This window comes from Salmonella sp. 32082101201600294FB01SM01 (genome assembly GCF_017572865.1).
Lineage (GTDB): Bacteria > Pseudomonadota > Gammaproteobacteria > Enterobacterales > Enterobacteriaceae > Salmonella > Salmonella enterica.
The window spans coordinates 36320-53987 of the sequence record NZ_JAGESB010000005.1 but is presented as its reverse complement, the minus strand read 5'-3'; the positions used below and the strand labels follow the sequence as shown (position 1 = coordinate 53987).

The following is a 17668-nucleotide window of genomic DNA, read 5'->3' as shown; positions in this document are numbered from 1 at the left end:
TTATTCGCTGTCGCCGTGTTTAAATCGTAACAGGTCGCGGCGCTCTTTCTTGTCCGGTCGCCTGTCCGGATGCGGCATGGTCAGGGCGTTAAGCTTGCGCGCCTGCGCCATTTTTTCGCGTTTTTCCACGCTTTCCGCCGTCTCTTCATACAGAGCGACGGCTTCGCTGGCCGGACGGCGCTGTTCGGTGATGGCTTTAACGATCACCGTCCGTTCGTCATTTCCCTGACGCAGGGTAAGGGTAGCGTTCAGCTCGACGATTTTGCTCGGCTTACTGCGCTGGCCGTTGTAATGCACCTTACCGCCTTCAATCATCTCGCGGGCCAGCGCGCGGGTTTTATAAAAACGCGCGGCCCACAGCCATTTATCCAGTCTGACCTCAACGGAGGACTTTTCTTTCATGGCGTCTCCTTCACATCAGTGAGGGGATCAGACGGCGGTAGTCGTTCAGGGACGGATGGCGCGTATAGTGCTTTTCCGCCAGGCCGGAATCAGGATTCGTCACGCCAAGACAGTAGCGAATACCAAACCGGGCGGCGGCGTCGAGAATCGGTTCGCTGTCATCGATAAACAGCGTTTTCTCTGCGCTTATTCCCGTTTCCTCAGTGACAGCGCGCCATAACCGCTGATCCTCTTTGGGATAACCAAATGTGTGGGTGGAAAGTAATAAATCAAGGTGTGAGGCCAGACCGGTATGCTCCAGCTTCACCGCCAGGTTATGTGGATGCGCATTGGTGAGCAGAATCCGACGTTTCCCGCTGGCTTTTAACGCATTCAGAAACGGTATGGTATCGTCGCGCAAAACGGCGCGCGGCCCTTGCGCCGTCGTCATGGCGCAAATATCCAGACCCAGACGCTCGCTCCAGTAATCCAGACAGTACCAGTTTAGCGTATGCTGTACGGCATGATACTGCTGGCGAATATATTCCTGCGCGTCCTGCGGCGAAATACCCTGCTGCGCGCCGTAGGTTTCCGGTACCAGCTTTTGCCAGAAATAGTTATCGAACGCGAGATCAAGCAGCGTGCCGTCCATATCCAGCAAAACGGTATCCACGTTTTGCCAGTCAATATCAATATGCATGGGGAACTCCAGGGTAACGCAATTTGCGCGACAGGGTAGCATACCCTGTCGCACGGCGGCGCTATCAGATGAGATTTTCCGGAGAGACAGTTAACCTGGGATTGAGGCAGCTTTCATAGTATTCCTGGATGTCCGCCATACGGGTACGGTGGCGTTGATAACGTCTGAACGCCTGAATGCCGTTGTAGACCGCGCTCACTATCATTGCCAACATCAGCAGCGTGGTGCCGAGGTAACGCCACCAGCCGGATTTATCGGGGATACGATGCAGGCTGATATGCTGCGTGCCGTTGGCATCGGTATACACGCTGGTGACAATGCCCTCGGCGCTAAATGGCGTCTGCATGAGCGTTTGCGCCAGACGCTGGAAGGCGCTCCACTGTTCCTGCGCGGGATAGTCATACAGCGGCGTTGACGGCCAGGCCTGATCAACCAGTTCGCTGCCTTCATCGCTGGCGATCAGGAATCCGCCGGGAGCGGGGCTATTCAGCGACTGGGCGGCACGCGCGGTCTCGCGAGAAATAAACGGCGCCGTTGAGGTCGTGACCAGATTTTCCAGCGACTCTGCGCTTACGGGGCGTAGCAGCACGTTGACGCCGTCCAGTTTGCCGGCGTTCGCGCGTTTCACCAGCGCGTTCCAGTCCTTACTGTTACCGAGATTAACCAGCGCATTTTTCAGACGCACGCACTCGTCTTCCGCCGCGCACAAATCAGCGGTTTTCAGAACAATATCGCCAAAGTCATCTAATAATACCATGCCCGATTTTTGTATCGCGGAGCGTAAAGATGCGCTGACGCGCGAGTCGTCTTCGGGTTTTGGATGGAGCTGACGATTTACCGCCTGGCTTAGCGCCATCGCTTTATTCACCAGATCTGATTCCGGCAGCGGTAGCGCAGGCGCGTCATTCCAGATGATTTGCGAGCAATCGAACGGCATAAACGGGGAGTTAGACTGGCCGCTCCAGGTCGCCCCGGAATGAATATTACACATTCCTTTACCGCTCAGGTGCAGCGTATCGCCCACCCGTACGCCAGCTTTTTCAAGCTGTTTTACCGTTGTCGCTTCAATGGTTTGCGCGCCTTTCATCCACGATAGCGTGAACTTAATTGGCATATCCAGCGGGATCCAGAACAGCAGCATAAACAACACCAGCAGCGAACCGATAGCAATAACAGTGCTGCGTAACCAGTGCTGCAACGGAAAGTTTTTCACTTCATCATGCAGGGATAAAAACCGGCCCTGGCGGGCGACATGGCGATCAAGGTAAATATCAATATCCGTTTGTTGCCCAAGATCCTGCGTAATGTAGGGTTGCCAGTGGGCAGGGTAAATAAGGTCGATGATGCCCAGCGAAATATTGTTAATCTGCTCCTGATTATTCTCCCCAAACAGTCCCCAGCGGCGGGGCGTTCCCCGCAGACAGTGAATTTCCCGCAGCGCGCTTTTCGACGGCGGCGCAAAAAGTCCCCAAAGTCCGGCTGCCAGCAGCAGGATCGCGCCGCCTATCATCCACGGTACAAAAACGTCTGGTGTTATCAGACAGAAAAAGAATAACAAAAAGGAGGCGACGATTAACAACGCTTCGCGCAAGCCAGCCGGGCGGCTGAGCGCATATTCTTCGTGGGTCTCCTGACGGATATTCAACAGCTCAATCTGCTCGCTCTCTTCGCCGCGAATCGACGCCTGCGTAGAGGCCGTATTCTGTAGCGCGTAGCCGCGCGACTCCTGCATATACTCTTGCAGCGTATGGCCGTTTAAAGAGATCACCAGCGGCAGCGTATCCGTGAGGATCAGCTCAACGTTGTTTTCATCATTGATGTACTGTTCCCAGAAAGGCGGCAGATGGACTTCGACGGAGTCGAGGTAGTAGCGCCATTTATTAGGATCGTCAGTGGTAATGCCGTAGCGGGTGATGGAGTGGGTCAGTATCACGACACTGTTGCTTTCCGCGTTCAGCGTCAGCGAGATGGGCGCAGCACTGGCGCCTGTCGGCCCCGGAACTTGCTGGATCTGGCTAAGGTTATCGAGATAGTTTTCTACCGCGCTGCGCTCTTCGGGCAACAGTTTACGCGTTTGCGCGTCCTGAAAGGCGCTGATCCACGGTAAGCTCCCTCGTCTGGACTTTACCCGGAACCGCCATATTGCCAGTAGAGAGCAGGCCAGCAAAGCAGCTATAAAAATCAGAATGGTGCTCATGCTTTCCCCATCTTACTAAGTCTGTCAGGCGTGGTCAGTCGCACCCTGTCCAATAAACATTTTTCTGTGGTTGGCTATCGGCAAGCGTGGAGTTGAACTTGAGCATTGTAAAGCGCATCCCAGTGAAGGCAAATCATAGCAATACCACCAAAAACGGAATATCAGCAAATTCCTGGAGTTATTTCAACCTATTGACTTTTAATTTGAAATAAGAATTAATTTTTATTACGTTACATAAATGTAAATAAACGGCAATTCGCATTGCCGAAACCGTGCGGTATGTCGCACAATGACCACAGATTACACTGCAAAGATTCTCACAATGAGCAAATCATTACAAAAACCCACCATTCTGAAAGTGGAAACCGTCGCACAATCCCGACTGTTTAACGTAGAAAGCGTGGATCTGGAGTTCAGCAACGGCGTGCGTCGCGTGTATGAACGTATGCGACCATCAACCCGTGAGGCGGTAATGATTGTGCCGATCGTTGATGAGCATCTGATTCTTATTCGTGAGTATGCGGTGGGAACCGAATCCTATGAGCTGGGCTTCTCGAAAGGATTGATCGATCCGGGCGAGACCGTTTTTGAAGCGGCGAACCGGGAGCTCAAAGAAGAGGTCGGGTTTGGCGCGCATAACCTGACCTTCTTAAAAAAACTCAGCATGGCGCCCTCTTATTTTTCCAGCAAAATGAATATCGTGGTGGCGGAAGATCTCTATCCGGAGTCGCTGGAAGGCGACGAGCCTGAGCCATTGCCGCAGGTACGCTGGCCGCTGGCGCATTTAATGGATCTGCTGGAAGACCCCGATTTTAACGAGGCCCGCAACGTCAGCGCGCTGTTTCTGGTACGCGAGTGGTTGAAAGCACAGGGCCGAATTGCCTGATGGCGCGGCGTTGATCAAGCCAACGGAAAGTTTGTCTCCCCGTTCGCCGTCATCCGCTAAACACAATAAAAAAGGCGCCGGAGCGCCTTTTTTGATCAGAACAGTTCGTGTGTTTCACCATTATCAATAATGGTAGTTCCCACCTCGTGTACCGCCTGTTGTGTCGGCTGCGTGCCTTCGATGAAATACTCTTCACGGCTGTTACCGCCGCTCGCCAGTTGTCCGGTACTGCGGTCGATATTCACCGTGACGATGCCCGGCGGCGGCGTTAGCGGCTGTTCCGGCACGCCTTCCAGCACGGCTTTCATATAGGCGTCCCATGCAGGTTGCGCGCTCTTCGCGCCGCCCTCATAGCCGGAGATTTGATCTTTGATCGCGCCGGAAGCGGTAGTGCGGCCTAAATCACGGCGGTGATCGTCAAAGCCGATCCATACGGAAGTGACGACGCCAGGACCATAGCCGGAGAACCATGCGTCTTTCGAGCTGTTGGTCGTACCGGTTTTGCCGCCGATATCGCGACGTTTAAGGTCGCGCGCCGCACGCCAGCCGGTACCCATCCAGCCGGGTTCGCCGAAGATATTGGTGTTCAGCGCGCTTTTGATCAGAAACGCCAGCGGCGTATTGATCACATGCGGCGCGTACTCCTGCGTGCCGTTTTGCGCGACCAGCGCCTGGTTTGCCTGTTCCAGCTCAGGCATCGGTACGGCGCTGTTTTGCTGCTCTTGCGAAACCGCGACCTCTTCCACATTGGTGTTTTCCAGCACGTCGGATTTCTGCGTATTGCCGTAAATGACCGGGATATCGCACTCCGGGCAGGCGATTTTCGGTTTCGCTTCGAAGAGCACGCCGCCCTGATCGTTCTCAATCTTGCTGATGAAATACGGGTCGATCAGGAAACCGCCGTTCGCCATCACCGCATAACCGCGCGCAACCTGCATCGGCGTGAAGGAGGCGGAGCCCAGCGCCAGCGATTCGGTATGCACGATATTCTGCGCCGGGAAGCCGAAGCGTTGCAGATATTCCGCCGCATAGTCGACGCCCATGGCGCGCATGGCGCGTACCATCACCACGTTTTTCGACTGCCCCAGCCCCTGGCGTAAACGAATCGGTCCGGCGTACTGCGGCGGGGAGTTTTTCGGACGCCAGTCTGAACCTGCCCCGGCGTCCCAGCGGGAAATCGGCACATCGTTGAGCATACTGGCAAGCGTCAGCCCTTTATCCATTGCGGCGGTGTAGAGGAACGGTTTGATGTTCGACCCCACCTGACGCAAAGCTTGCGTCGCGCGGTTAAATTTACTCTGATTAAAATCGAAACCGCCGACCAGCGCCAGTACCGCGCCTGTTTGCGGGTTAAGCGAAACCAGCGCGGAGTTCACTTCCGGTACCTGCGCCAGCCACCAGTCGTTATCCACCTGACGAACCCAGATTTGCTGACCTGTCTGGACGACATCGGTAACTTTACGCGGCGTCGGCCCCTGCTGTGTATCCGAGCGGTAAGGCCGCGCCCAACGCATTCCTTCCATACGTAGCGAAACGGACGTACCGTCGGCAAGCGCAGCGGTCGCCTCTTGCGGATTAGCGCTGGTGACCACGGCGGGAAGCAGCGGTCCGTAGGTTGGCAACGCTTTCAACGTATCGGTAATTTTTTTACTGTCCCACGCCGTTTCGCCCACTTTCCATAGCACATTCGCCGGGCCGCGATAACCGTGGCGCATGTCATAGTCCAGCACGTTATTACGCACCGCCTGTTGCGCGGCCTGCTGCACTTTGCGGGTGATGGTCGTGTAAATACGATAACCATCTTCGTAAGCGCTTTCGCCATAACGGTTATACATTTCCTGGCGCACCATTTCCGATAGATAAGGCGCGGAGAAGGCGATTTCCGGCGCGTGATAATTTGCGTCGATAGGTTCGCTACGGGCCTGATCGTACTGCGCCTGAGTGATATATCCCTCGCTTAACATTCGCGAAAGCACTACGTTACGGCGCGCTATCGCCCGATCCATCGAGTAGAGCGGGTTAAAGGTAGAAGGCGCTTTAGGTAGTCCGGCGATAACCGCCATTTCGCTTAGGCTAAGCTGGTCGACCGTCTTACCAAAGTAGACCTGTGCCGCCGCGCCAACGCCATAGGCGCGGTAGCCGAGATAGATCTTGTTCAGATAGAGTTCGAGGATCTCATTTTTATTCAGCAACTGCTCAATACGAATCGCCAGAAACGCTTCCTTGATCTTGCGCATCAGCGTGCGTTCGGGGCTAAGGAAGAAGTTTCGCGCCAGTTGCTGGGTAATGGTACTTGCTCCCTGCGATGCGTGACCGGAGAAGAGCGCGACGCTGGCCGCACGGAAAATACCTACCGGGTCAATGCCGTGATGCTCATAAAAGCGGCTATCTTCGGTGGCGATAAAGGCGTTGATCATTTCCGGCGGAATTTGATCGAGCGTAACGGGAATACGGCGTTTTTCGCCATATTGCGCGATAAGTTCGCCATCCGCGCTGTAAACCTGCATCGGAATTTGCAAACGCACATCTTTCAATGTCGCGACGTCAGGTAGCTGTGGCTCAATATAGCGATAAAGGCCATAAATCGAGCCTGCTCCCAGCAGGATGCAACATACTGCAAGGATCAATAAATACTTTACGAACTTCACTGGAGATTTCCCATTTAGTGTCATTTGGGCAGTTTATAAACAAACGCGCGGTAGTATAAAGGCAAGCCAGACGCATTGATATACCCGTTAACGCGACGGGTGATAAGGAGATCGACCGTTATGGCTTTTAAAACCTGGCAAATAGGATTGCATATTCAGCAGCATGAAGCGCTGGCCATCGCCGTTATTCGCGGCGCATCGGGCTGGTTCCTGCAACGTTGGTGGCGACTGCCGCTGATGAACGCCTCCACGGCAGAGGGTACGATTCCTGACCCGCAATCGCTGGCTCACGTACTGCGACCCTGGAGCCGTGAGCTGCCGCTACGTCACCGTATTTATCTCTCTTTTCCCGCAAATCGGACATTGCAACGCGCTTTTCCACATCCGCCGATGCGTCTGCGGGAACGTGAGCAAGTCGCATGGCTTTCACAAACGATGGCGCGTGAGCTGGATATGGATCCGGACTTATTGCGTTTCGACTTTCAGGACGATGCGCTGAGCCCCGCGTTCAACGTTACCGCCGTGCAAAGCAAAGAAATTTCAGAGCTGTTAACGCTGGCGCAAACGCTCAATGTGCGCATCGCTGCTGTAACGCCCGATGCCTGCGCGTTACAGCGCTTGCTGCCGTTTATACCTTCGGGGCGGCAATGTCTGGTCTGGCGCGATGAGAGCCAGTGGCTGTGGGCGACGCGCTATGCGTGGGGGCGTAAATCGGCGCGCGAGGCGACGACGCTGCATGACCTTGCCGCAACATTGTCCGTCGTGCCGGAACATATTTCATTATGCGCCGAAGGCGAATTCGACCCCTGGCGCGCCGTTACCGTCCGCCAACCGCCGGTTCCGCCGGATGGTTATCGCTTTGCGATTGCGCTGGGTTTAGCCATAGGGGAGATACGCTGATGGCGCATTCTGTCAATTTGCTCCCCTGGCGGCGCCAACATTACGTAGCGCGTCTGCGGCTGTGGTGCGTGGTATGGGGCGCGTCCCTGCTGCTGATAGCAAGCCTCGCGACGATCGCCCGGTTGGTTTTTTGGCAGGAGGGGAGGATTAATGAACTGCTACTGACGGCGGAAAACGGACGCACGACGGCGCTTGCGGCGAACATACCGCAGTTGCAGCAGCGTCAGCGGCAGCAACAGGCGCGATTACAACGTCAGGCGCAGCGTGAACTGACGCAAGCCTGGCAACCTATCTTGACTGACCTTGCCAACCTGTTGCCAGATCAGGCATGGCTGACAAGCCTCAATTATCAGCAAGAGACGCTAGAGCTGGAAGGGCTGGCGAGAACGTTTGACGCCCTGCTCACGCTTGAGACATCGCTTCGTCACTATGTCAGTTTTCCGCTAAACCGCACGGGCGCCACGCGGCAGGATGCGCAAGGGCGCTGGCAGTTCCATTATCAGTTAACGAGGAGCGCCGCCCGTGAACGCGCTCTTTGATATCTGGTACGGGATGTCGCGCCGTGGTCGGGTTTTTTGTTGGTGTGCAGGCGTGCTGTGCCTGGCGCTGACGGTCGCGTTATCTGTGGGCTATCCCGGCTGGAAAACGCTGGATACGCAACAAACGCGGTTAAGCCAGCAGCGCGAGGCCGCCCGACAACAGTGGCGTCATCTGCGCCGTCTGAGCATCGCGGCTGAACCGCTTTTCGGGGGCACCGTTGAAAATCCGCGTCCTTTTTCGCCGTTAGATTTCCAGGCGCCTCCCCTGCGTTTGCTGCACTGGCAGCCATCGGCGCAGGGGGGAGAAATGGCGCTGAAAACGTCCTGGGATGCGGTGCCGTCACTGTTTGTCCGGTTGGCCGAAAGCGAGATGAGCGTAAGTCGGTTTTCATTGCGTAGAGAGGGGGCGGAATTATTGATAACGCTGCAACTGGAGCGCCTGGCGAATGAAGGCTAGCCGTAGTGTATTGCTCTGTTTTTGTTTGCTGACGTTGACGGGAATGCGCGATCCCTTCCGCCCGCCGGAAGATCGCTGCCGGATAGCGGAACTCTCGCAGTGGCGATATCAGGGCGCGGTACGTAAAGGCGAGCGATGGACAGGCATTCTTAAAGATAGCCAGCAAAAATGGCGGCGAGTGGAAGAAGGGCAGACGCTGGAAAACGGTTGGACGATTGTCCGCCTGACGGCGGAAGCCTTAACGTTAACGACCGGTAAAAATTGTGCGCCGCCGCAGTGGCGGTGGCTACGTCAGGGAGCGGACAATGAAGCGATGGATAGCCATAATACTGATAGTCTTGATGCCCGCCGCACAGGCGGGAAAAGCGGCGAAAGTGACGCTGGTGGTTGACGACGTCCCTGTGGTGCAGGTTTTGCAGACTTTAGCCGAGCAGGAGCGGCAGAATCTGGTGGTGTCGCCGGACGTCAGCGGGACATTATCGCTACATCTGGCGGATGTGCCGTGGAAACAGGCGCTACAGACGGTGGTCAATAGCGCGGGGTTGGTGCTGCGTCAGGAGGGGAATATTCTTCATGTTCATTCACAGGCCTGGCAGAAAGAACACAGTGCGCGGCAGGATGCCGAGCGGTTAAGGCTTCAGGCTAATTTACCGCTGGAAAACCGCAGCATTAGCCTGCAATACGCCGATGCCGGCGAACTGGCGAAAGCGGGCGAGAAACTCCTGAGCGCGAAGGGAACCATCATGGTAGATAAGCGCACCAACCGCCTGCTGTTGCGCGATAACCGCGCGGCCCTGGCGGAGCTGGAAAAATGGGTATCGCAAATGGATCTGCCGGTGGCGCAGGTGGAGCTGGCGGCGCATATCGTCACCATTAACGAAAAGAGTCTACGGGAACTGGGCGTAAAGTGGACGCTGGCTGACGCGTCGCAAGCGGGCGCGGTGGGTGACGTGACGACGCTTTCCAGTGATTTATCCGTCGCCGCCGCCACCTCACGCGTCGGGTTTAACATCGGGCGCATTAACGGACGCTTGCTGGATCTGGAGCTGTCAGCGCTGGAGCAAAAGCAGCAGTTGGATATTATCGCCAGCCCCCGGCTGCTGGCTTCCCATCTGCAGCCAGCCAGTATCAAGCAAGGCAGCGAAATTCCTTATCAGGTTTCCAGCGGCGAAAGCGGCGCGACCTCCGTGGAATTTAAAGAAGCGGTGCTGGGAATGGAGGTGACGCCCACCGTTTTGCAAAAAGGGCGCATCCGCCTGAAGTTACATATCAGCCAGAATGTCCCCGGTCAGGTACTACAACAGGCTGACGGCGAAGTGCTGGCGATAGATAAACAGGAAATTGAAACGCAGGTAGAGGTAAAAAGCGGCGAGACGCTGGCGCTGGGCGGTATTTTTTCGCGAAAAAATAAATCGGGTAGCGATAGCGTGCCGCTGCTGGGGGATATTCCCTGGCTTGGTCAGCTCTTCCGCCATGACGGCAAAGAGGACGAGCGACGCGAATTAGTGGTGTTTATCACCCCCAGACTGGTGGCGACAGAATAATTTATGCATAAAAAAGCGCTGTTTTTGCACTGAACGCATCTGCGGGATTTGACGTGCGGATGTATTTAGCATACAAGGAGTACCGATTTGAGAGTCGTGCTTTTCGTTGCTGACGCATTGATTAATGCGCTTTGCCTTGCCGAAGGTGTGCATAAGACCGATGATAAACGGCTGAATGTCCGCTGATGCAGACGTATTGGTTCTGCGGATTGCGCACAATTGTTTGAAAGTAGAGCAATTTGTAGGCCGGATATGTTGTTCTGGTCGCCATCCGGCAACGCTAACTCGGGTTTTGCAACAATCAGGCTTGGTGATTTATTCAGTTGCCAAACCCGCTTGAGTATTGAGATAATTTTCAGTCTGACTCTCGCAATATCTTATGAGGTTTCAGTTCATGTCCTGCTGCGCTGGGTGTCTGTGAAGCGGGTTTACCATTAACGAATAGTCTTAGTAGTACCGAAAAAATGGCAGAGAAACGCAATATCTTTCTGGTTGGGCCTATGGGTGCCGGAAAAAGCACTATTGGGCGCCAGTTAGCTCAACAACTCAATATGGAATTTTACGATTCTGATCAAGAGATTGAGAAACGAACCGGAGCTGATGTGGGCTGGGTCTTCGATGTTGAAGGTGAAGACGGCTTCCGTAATCGTGAAGAAAAAGTTATCAACGAATTGACGGAAAAACAGGGTATTGTGCTGGCAACCGGCGGTGGCTCTGTAAAATCGCGTGAAACGCGTAACCGTCTCTCCGCGCGTGGCGTCGTGGTCTACCTTGAAACGACCATCGAAAAACAACTGGCGCGCACGCAGCGTGATAAAAAACGCCCGCTGTTGCAGGTTGAAGCGCCGCCTCGCGAAGTTCTGGAAGCGCTGGCTAACGAACGCAATCCGCTGTACGAAGAGATTGCCGACGTCACCATTCGCACCGACGATCAAAGCGCTAAGGTTGTGGCAAACCAGATTATTCATATGCTGGAAAGCAACTAATTCAAGCAGAATACGCTGGGTAAGCGGGCACAAGTAACTAAGGTGGATGTCGCGTCATGGAGAGGATTACAGTCACTCTCGGGGAACGTAGTTACCCGATCACCATCGCGGCTGGTTTGTTTAACGAACCAGCTTCATTCTTGCCGCTGAAATCAGGCGATCAGGTCATGTTAGTGACCAACGAAACCCTGGCGCCGCTTTATCTGGACAAGGTTCGCGGCGTACTCGAACGGGCGGGCGTTAACGTAGACAGCGTGATTCTTCCTGACGGCGAGCAGTATAAGAGCCTGACGGTGCTGGATACGGTGTTTTCGGCGTTACTGAAAAAACCGCATGGTCGTGATACCACGCTGGTCGCGCTTGGCGGCGGCGTGATTGGCGATCTCACCGGTTTTGCGGCGGCCAGTTACCAGCGAGGCGTACGTTTCATCCAGGTGCCAACTACCTTACTGTCGCAGGTTGATTCTTCCGTGGGCGGGAAAACCGCCGTCAACCATCCCCTTGGCAAAAACATGATTGGCGCGTTTTACCAACCCGCTTCTGTGGTTGTCGATCTTGATTGCCTGAAAACGCTTCCCGCACGCGAACTGGCATCGGGACTGGCAGAGGTGATCAAATACGGCATTATACTCGACGCAGACTTCTTCACCTGGCTTGAGGATAATCTGGATGCGCTATTGCGTCTGGACGGTCCGGCGATGGCGTACTGTATTCGTCGTTGTTGCGAGCTGAAAGCCGAAGTTGTTGCCGCCGACGAGCGTGAAGCGGGCTTACGTGCTTTACTGAATCTTGGACATACCTTTGGCCACGCCATTGAAGCGGAAATGGGATATGGCAATTGGTTACATGGTGAAGCCGTTGCCGCAGGTATAGTGATGGCTGCGCGCGCATCCGAGCGTTTGGGGCAGTTCAGTTCTGCTGATACGCAGCGCATCATCGCTCTACTCGAACGGGCCGGGTTGCCAGTCAATGGCCCTTGCGAGATGTCCGCGCAGGACTATTTGCCGCACATGCTGCGAGATAAAAAAGTGTTAGCGGGGGAGCTGCGTTTAGTGCTTCCGCTGGCCATAGGGAAAAGTGAAGTGCGCGGCGGAGTGTCGCACGAAGTCGTTCTTAGCGCGATTGCTGACTGTCAGCAGGCGTAACAACAAGAAAGGTCAGACTGATATTGCGTAGATGTCAGTCTTTTAGCTTCAGGTTATGTGCAATGTCGTAAGCATTAACCTTTGAGTGGGGTGTTAAATGGATGAATTCAAACCAGAAGACGAGCTGAAACCCGATCCCAGCGATCGTCGTACTGGTCGTTCTCGTCAATCTTCAGAACGCGATAATGAGCCACAGATCAACTTTGATGACGTTGATCTGGATGCCGACGATCGCCGTCCGACGCGTACGCGTAAAGCGCGTAGTGAAGAACCTGAAGTTGAAGAAGAGTACGAATCCGATGAAGACGATACGGTGGACGAAGAGCGTGTTGAACGCCGTCCACGTAAGCGTAAAAAAGCGGCCCATAAGCCAGCCTCTCGTCAGTACATGATGATGGGCGTTGGCGTACTGGTGCTGCTGCTATTGATTATCGGTATCGGCTCCGCGCTGAAAGCCCCCTCAACGTCTTCCAGCGAGCCGTCGGCCTCTGGCGAAAAGAGTATCGATCTTTCCGGTAACGCCGCCGATCAGGCGAATGCGACCCAGCCTGCGCCGGGCACCACCTCCGCAGAACAAACCGCGGGCAATACGTCGCAGGATATTTCTTTGCCGCCGATTTCTTCAACGCCGACGCAGGGACAGTCGCCTGTGGTCGCTGACGGTCAGCAGCGCGTGGAAGTGCAGGGCGATCTGAATAATGCGCTGACGCAGAATCCAGAGCAGATGAACAATGTTGCGGTGAACTCTACGTTGCCGACAGAGCCTGCAACCGTCGCGCCAGTTCGCAATGGCAGCACGACGCGTCAGGCGGCGGTTAGCGAACCTGCCGAGCGTCATACCACGCGTCCGGAACGTAAACAGGCCGTCATTGAACCTAAGAAACCGCAGACCACGGCGAAAACCACGACTGCGGAACCGAAGAAACCGGTCGCGCCAGTGAAACGCACGGAACCGGCAGCGCCAGCCGCGACGCCGAAAGCGACCACCACGACGGCTGCGCCGACAGCGACGGCAAGCGCTGCGCCGGTACAAACCGCGAAGCCAGCGCAAGCCTCGACGACGCCTGTCGCAGGCGGCGGGAAAAGCGCCGGCAACGTTGGCGCATTAAAGAGCGCGCCATCCAGCCACTACACATTGCAGCTCAGTAGTTCTTCAAATTACGACAACCTGAACGGTTGGGCGAAGAAAGAGAACCTGAAAAATTATGTGGTATACGAGACGACGCGTAATGGACAACCGTGGTATGTGCTGGTAACGGGGATGTATGCTTCGAAAGAGGATGCTAAACGTGCGGTGTCCACCTTACCTGCCGATGTGCAGGCGAAAAACCCGTGGGCAAAACCGTTGCATCAGGTTCAGGCCGATCTGAAATAATCCAGGCTGTGTCCTGCAATTGCCTGTGAGTGTCGCTGACAGCTATTTTTGTTCAGGACAGGCGCGAGGGGCGCATTTGCTATCGCCAAATGCGCCGTAAAGCAACGCGGCACAGCCTAAAGCGCAGGATGCTGTCGGAGCTTTCTCCACAGCCGGAGAAGGTGTAATTAGTTAGTCAGCATGAAAAAAAATCGCGCTTTTTTGAAGTGGGCAGGGGGAAAATATCCTCTGCTTGATGATATCAAACGACATTTGCCAAAAGGCGAGTGCCTTGTCGAACCTTTTGTGGGTGCCGGATCGGTGTTTCTTAACACCGACTTTTCTCGTTATATCCTCGCCGATATCAACAGCGACCTTATTAGCCTCTATAACATCGTGAAGTTACGTACTGACGAGTACGTACAGGCTTCGCGCGAGCTGTTTATGCCTGAAACTAACCAGGCTGAGGTCTATTACCAACTCCGTGAGGAGTTCAACACCTGCCAGGACCCCTTTCGTCGGGCGGTACTGTTTTTATATCTGAACCGCTACGGTTATAACGGACTCTGTCGCTATAACTTGCGCGGGGAATTTAATGTACCGTTTGGTCGTTATAAAAGACCTTACTTCCCGGAAGCGGAGTTGTACCACTTTGCAGAAAAAGCGCAGAATGCGTTCTTTTACTGTGAGTCATACGCAGACAGTATGGCGCGTGCGGACAAGTCGTCGGTGGTCTATTGCGATCCGCCTTATGCGCCGTTGTCCGCCACGGCTAACTTCACAGCGTATCACACCAATAGTTTTAGCCTGACGCAACAAGCGCATCTGGCGGAAATCGCTGAGAATCTGGTCAGTAACCGGATACCGGTGCTCATTTCCAACCATGATACGGCGCTCACACGCGAGTGGTATCAACTCGCAAAATTGCATGTCGTCAAAGTTAGACGCAGTATAAGCAGCAACGGCGGCACACGTAAAAAGGTGGACGAACTGCTGGCTCTGTACCAACCAGGAGTCGCCACGCCTGCAAGAAAATAATTCTCAAGGAGAAGCGGATGAAACAGTATTTGATTGCCCCCTCAATTCTGTCGGCTGATTTTGCTCGCCTGGGTGAAGACACCGCCAAAGCGCTGGCTGCCGGTGCTGATGTTGTACACTTTGACGTCATGGATAATCACTATGTGCCGAACCTGACTATCGGCCCGATGGTGCTGAAATCCCTGCGTCAGTACGGTATTACCGCGCCTATTGATGTCCACCTGATGGTCAAGCCAGTCGACCGTATCGTGCCCGACTTTGCCGCCGCTGGCGCGAGCATCATTACCTTTCACCCGGAAGCCTCCGAACATGTTGACCGCACGCTACAGCTGATTAAAGAGCACGGCTGTAAAGCGGGGCTGGTATTCAACCCGGCAACGCCGCTCAGTTATCTCGATTACGTCATGGACAAACTGGATGTGATCCTGCTGATGTCCGTGAACCCAGGCTTCGGCGGCCAGTCTTTTATTCCGCAGACGCTGGATAAACTGCGCGAAGTGCGACGCCGCATTGATGCGTCCGGTTACGACATTCGCCTGGAAGTGGATGGCGGCGTGAAGGTGAACAATATCGGCGAGATCGCCGCAGCAGGCGCGGACATGTTTGTTGCGGGGTCGGCAATTTTCGATAAGCCCGACTACAAAAAAGTGATTGATGAAATGCGCAGTGAGCTGGCAAAGGTAAGTCATGGATAAGTTGCAGAATATTCGGGGCGTCGCCTTTGATCTTGACGGCACGCTGGTGGATAGCGCGCCGGGTCTTGCCGCGGCGGTGGATATGGCGCTGTATGCGCTGGAACTGCCGGTCGCGGGCGAGGAGCGCGTGATTACCTGGATTGGTAACGGCGCAGACGTATTGATGGAACGCGCGCTGACCTGGGCTCGCGAGGAGCGCGCCACGCTGCGTAAGACGATGGGGAAACCGCTCGTTGATGAAGATATTCCTGCCGAGGAACAGGTACGCATTCTGCGTAAACTGTTCGACAGGTATTATGGCGAAGTGGCGGAAGAAGGCACCTTTTTATTTCCGCATGTCGCCGACACGCTGGGCGCGCTGCACGCCAGCGGATTGTCATTAGGTTTGGTGACCAACAAACCGACGCCGTTCGTCGCGCCGTTGCTGGAATCGCTTGATATCGCCAAATACTTTAGTGTGGTTATCGGCGGCGATGATGTGCAAAATAAGAAGCCGCATCCGGAGCCGCTGTTGCTGGTGGCAAGCCGACTGGGTATGATGCCGGAGCAGATGCTTTTTGTCGGCGATTCGCGTAATGATATTCAGGCTGCAAAAGCGGCGGGTTGCCCTTCGGTTGGCCTGACATACGGCTACAATTATGGCGAAGCGATCGCTCTTAGCGAGCCGGACGTCATTTATGACAGTTTTAACGATCTTTTGCCCGCACTTGGGCTTCCGCATAGCGATAACCAGGAAATAAAAAATGACTAAGCCCATCGTTTTTAGTGGCGCACAGCCCTCAGGTGAATTGACCATTGGCAACTATATGGGGGCATTGCGTCAGTGGGTAAACATGCAGGATGACTATCATTGCATCTACTGCATCGTAGACCAACATGCTATTACCGTGCGTCAGGACGCGCAGCAGCTACGTAAAGCGACGCTGGATACGCTGGCGCTGTACCTGGCATGTGGTATTGATCCTGAAAAGAGCACTATTTTCGTTCAGTCCCATGTGCCGGAACATGCGCAGCTTGGCTGGGCGCTGAACTGCTATACCTATTTCGGCGAGCTGAGCCGTATGACGCAGTTTAAAGATAAATCTGCGCGCTATGCGGAAAACATTAACGCCGGCCTGTTTGATTACCCGGTGCTGATGGCGGCAGACATCCTGTTGTACCAAACCAATCTGGTGCCGGTAGGCGAAGATCAGAAGCAGCATCTGGAACTGAGCCGCGATATTGCCCAGCGTTTTAACGGGCTGTATGGCGATATTTTCAAAGTACCGGAACCGTTTATTCCAAAATCCGGCGCGCGTGTGATGTCGCTGCTGGAGCCGACGAAGAAAATGTCCAAATCGGACGATAACCGTAATAACGTGATCGGCCTGCTGGAAGATCCGAAATCGGTAGTGAAGAAAATCAAACGTGCGGTCACTGACTCCGACGAGCCGCCGGTAGTGCGTTATGATGTGAAAGAGAAAGCGGGTGTCTCTAACCTGCTGGATATTCTTTCCGCCGTGACCGGTCAGAGCATTCCTGAACTGGAAAAGCAGTTTGAAGGTAAAATGTATGGCCATTTGAAAGGCGAAGTGGCGGAGGCGGTTTCCGGAATGTTGTCTGAGTTGCAGGAGCGCTATCATCGTTTCCGCAACGACGAAGCGTTCTTGCAGAAGGTGATGAAAGACGGGGCGGAAAAAGCCAGCGCACGTGCGGCCGAAACGCTGAAAGCCGTTTACGAAGCCATTGGCTTTGTGGCGAAACCGTAACGGTAATTTCTTGCCCGATGGCGCGAGCTTATCGGGCCTACAAACGAGCGTAAGTTGGACAAGGCATCTGCGACGTACCGTTTATCAGACCTGTAAAAAAACCGGGAAAATCCCGGTTTTTTTGTATCTGCGCAGTCGTTTCTATTATTGGTCAGCAGCCGGGCCGCAACCACCAATAATTTTAGAAATAGAAATTGCAGGGTGCAGCAAATAATCGTAGCTGCAGTTGTTTTTTTTGTTTTCGATATGACCAGTACAGGCGGTGAGCGTCGCCAGAACCCCTGCCACAACGGCAATTTTTACAAATTTAAACATGTCAAAATCCTTGTTGATAAAACGAGCACTACTGGTGGAATAAATATAAGATCTATTTAGCGTATAGTACGATAGCAATTAATGAATCATACAGGTAGTCCAAATAAGGACTTCATCTTTACCAGTAAATATGAT

The 17668-nt window shown here is 54.3% G+C and carries 18 protein-coding genes; 13 read left to right on the top strand and 5 right to left on the bottom strand.

Annotated elements, in window-relative coordinates:
* The 3 genes from hslR to igaA all read right to left on the bottom strand — a co-directional run bounded on the left by hslR (position 1) and on the right by igaA (position 3278).
* Positions 1-402: a ribosome-associated heat shock protein Hsp15 gene (gene hslR / locus J4645_RS18565; protein WP_000660721.1), complete on the bottom strand. Its 402-nt coding sequence runs from the start codon at positions 400-402 to the stop codon at positions 1-3.
* 10 nt (positions 403-412) lie between these two features.
* Positions 413-1081 carry a GMP/IMP nucleotidase gene (yrfG, locus tag J4645_RS18560; protein WP_001727866.1) on the bottom strand — a complete coding sequence of 223 codons (669 nt, stop codon included), beginning with the start codon at positions 1079-1081 and terminating at the stop codon, positions 413-415.
* 64 nt (positions 1082-1145) lie between these two features.
* A complete protein-coding gene (gene igaA, locus J4645_RS18555) occupies positions 1146-3278 on the bottom strand; it encodes an intracellular growth attenuator protein IgaA (RefSeq protein ID WP_000104092.1) in 2133 nt (710 codons plus the stop codon).
* 322 nt (positions 3279-3600) lie between these two features.
* Between igaA and nudE the strand changes: the two genes are divergently transcribed.
* Positions 3601-4164 carry an ADP compounds hydrolase NudE gene (gene nudE / locus J4645_RS18550; RefSeq protein WP_000045725.1) on the top strand — a complete coding sequence of 188 codons (564 nt, stop codon included), beginning with the start codon at positions 3601-3603 and terminating at the stop codon, positions 4162-4164.
* 95 nt (positions 4165-4259) lie between these two features.
* Here nudE and mrcA read toward each other — a convergent pair whose 3' ends face one another.
* Positions 4260-6812, bottom strand: coding sequence for a peptidoglycan glycosyltransferase/peptidoglycan DD-transpeptidase MrcA (gene mrcA, locus J4645_RS18545; RefSeq protein WP_023202840.1), 2553 nt, complete (start codon positions 6810-6812; stop codon positions 4260-4262).
* Positions 6813-6932: 120 nt separating this feature from the next.
* Here mrcA and J4645_RS18540 point away from each other — a divergent pair, with 120 nt between their 5' ends.
* The 12 genes from J4645_RS18540 to trpS all read left to right on the top strand — a co-directional run bounded on the left by J4645_RS18540 (position 6933) and on the right by trpS (position 17218).
* Positions 6933-7712, top strand: coding sequence for a hypothetical protein (locus tag J4645_RS18540; protein WP_023215164.1), 780 nt, complete (start codon positions 6933-6935; stop codon positions 7710-7712).
* Positions 7712-8251, top strand: a complete 540-nt coding sequence (locus J4645_RS18535) for a PilN domain-containing protein (RefSeq protein ID WP_001646520.1) — start codon at positions 7712-7714, stop codon at positions 8249-8251. The genes J4645_RS18540 and J4645_RS18535 overlap by 1 nt, the downstream gene beginning before the upstream one ends.
* Positions 8235-8708 (top strand): hypothetical protein, encoded by a 474-nt coding sequence (locus tag J4645_RS18530; protein ID WP_023208275.1) that lies wholly within the window; start codon positions 8235-8237, stop codon positions 8706-8708. The genes J4645_RS18535 and J4645_RS18530 overlap by 17 nt, the downstream gene beginning before the upstream one ends.
* Positions 8698-9099, top strand: coding sequence for a HofP DNA utilization family protein (locus tag J4645_RS18525; RefSeq protein ID WP_023208276.1), 402 nt, complete (start codon positions 8698-8700; stop codon positions 9097-9099). Before J4645_RS18530 ends, J4645_RS18525 begins: the two co-directional genes overlap by 11 nt.
* Entirely contained in the window at positions 9014-10252 is a 1239-nt protein-coding gene (gene hofQ, locus J4645_RS18520; RefSeq protein WP_023208277.1) for a DNA uptake porin HofQ, read from the top strand. Before J4645_RS18525 ends, hofQ begins: the two co-directional genes overlap by 86 nt.
* A gap of 464 nt (positions 10253-10716) precedes the next feature.
* Positions 10717-11238, top strand: a complete 522-nt coding sequence (gene aroK, locus J4645_RS18515; protein ID WP_000818621.1) for a shikimate kinase AroK — start codon at positions 10717-10719, stop codon at positions 11236-11238.
* A gap of 56 nt (positions 11239-11294) precedes the next feature.
* On the top strand, positions 11295-12383 hold the full coding sequence (gene aroB / locus J4645_RS18510; protein ID WP_208209000.1) for a 3-dehydroquinate synthase: 1089 nt from the start codon (positions 11295-11297) through the stop codon (positions 12381-12383).
* Positions 12384-12480: 97 nt separating this feature from the next.
* The gene (damX, locus tag J4645_RS18505) at positions 12481-13758 is read left to right on the top strand and encodes a cell division protein DamX (protein WP_000343151.1); all 1278 of its coding nucleotides are present in this window, start codon (positions 12481-12483) and stop codon (positions 13756-13758) included.
* Positions 13759-13938: 180 nt separating this feature from the next.
* On the top strand, positions 13939-14775 hold the full coding sequence (gene dam, locus J4645_RS18500) for an adenine-specific DNA-methyltransferase (RefSeq protein ID WP_000742132.1): 837 nt from the start codon (positions 13939-13941) through the stop codon (positions 14773-14775).
* Positions 14776-14792: 17 nt separating this feature from the next.
* Positions 14793-15470 (top strand): ribulose-phosphate 3-epimerase, encoded by a 678-nt coding sequence (gene rpe, locus J4645_RS18495; protein ID WP_000816283.1) that lies wholly within the window; start codon positions 14793-14795, stop codon positions 15468-15470.
* Entirely contained in the window at positions 15463-16221 is a 759-nt protein-coding gene (gph, locus tag J4645_RS18490) for a phosphoglycolate phosphatase (protein WP_023212569.1), read from the top strand. The genes rpe and gph overlap by 8 nt, the downstream gene beginning before the upstream one ends.
* Entirely contained in the window at positions 16214-17218 is a 1005-nt protein-coding gene (gene trpS, locus J4645_RS18485) for a tryptophan--tRNA ligase (protein WP_000165562.1), read from the top strand. Before gph ends, trpS begins: the two co-directional genes overlap by 8 nt.
* A 144-nt stretch (positions 17219-17362) precedes the next feature.
* Here the strand turns inward: trpS and J4645_RS18480 are convergent, their stop codons facing one another.
* Positions 17363-17533 (bottom strand): YhfL family protein, encoded by a 171-nt coding sequence (locus tag J4645_RS18480; protein ID WP_000472323.1) that lies wholly within the window; start codon positions 17531-17533, stop codon positions 17363-17365.
* Positions 17534-17668: the final 135 nt, after the last annotated feature.

Bases quoted from the DNA above. Each gene is read 5' to 3' on its own strand.
- hslR (WP_000660721.1), bottom strand. From the start codon at position 402: ATGAAAGAAAAGTCCTCCGTTGAGGTCAGACTGGATAAATGGCTGTGG.
- gph (WP_023212569.1), top strand. From the start codon at position 15,463: ATGGATAAGTTGCAGAATATTCGGGGCGTCGCCTTTGATCTTGACGGC.
- J4645_RS18535 (WP_001646520.1), top strand. From the start codon at position 7,712: ATGGCGCATTCTGTCAATTTGCTCCCCTGGCGGCGCCAACATTACGTA.
- damX (WP_000343151.1), top strand. From the start codon at position 12,481: ATGGATGAATTCAAACCAGAAGACGAGCTGAAACCCGATCCCAGCGAT.
- nudE (WP_000045725.1), top strand. From the start codon at position 3,601: ATGAGCAAATCATTACAAAAACCCACCATTCTGAAAGTGGAAACCGTC.
- igaA (WP_000104092.1), bottom strand. From the start codon at position 3,278: ATGAGCACCATTCTGATTTTTATAGCTGCTTTGCTGGCCTGCTCTCTA.
- J4645_RS18480 (WP_000472323.1), bottom strand. From the start codon at position 17,533: ATGTTTAAATTTGTAAAAATTGCCGTTGTGGCAGGGGTTCTGGCGACG.
- J4645_RS18525 (WP_023208276.1), top strand. From the start codon at position 8,698: ATGAAGGCTAGCCGTAGTGTATTGCTCTGTTTTTGTTTGCTGACGTTG.
- dam (WP_000742132.1), top strand. From the start codon at position 13,939: ATGAAAAAAAATCGCGCTTTTTTGAAGTGGGCAGGGGGAAAATATCCT.
- trpS (WP_000165562.1), top strand. From the start codon at position 16,214: ATGACTAAGCCCATCGTTTTTAGTGGCGCACAGCCCTCAGGTGAATTG.
- J4645_RS18540 (WP_023215164.1), top strand. From the start codon at position 6,933: ATGGCTTTTAAAACCTGGCAAATAGGATTGCATATTCAGCAGCATGAA.
- aroB (WP_208209000.1), top strand. From the start codon at position 11,295: ATGGAGAGGATTACAGTCACTCTCGGGGAACGTAGTTACCCGATCACC.
- rpe (WP_000816283.1), top strand. From the start codon at position 14,793: ATGAAACAGTATTTGATTGCCCCCTCAATTCTGTCGGCTGATTTTGCT.
- hofQ (WP_023208277.1), top strand. From the start codon at position 9,014: ATGAAGCGATGGATAGCCATAATACTGATAGTCTTGATGCCCGCCGCA.
- yrfG (WP_001727866.1), bottom strand. From the start codon at position 1,081: ATGCATATTGATATTGACTGGCAAAACGTGGATACCGTTTTGCTGGAT.
- aroK (WP_000818621.1), top strand. From the start codon at position 10,717: ATGGCAGAGAAACGCAATATCTTTCTGGTTGGGCCTATGGGTGCCGGA.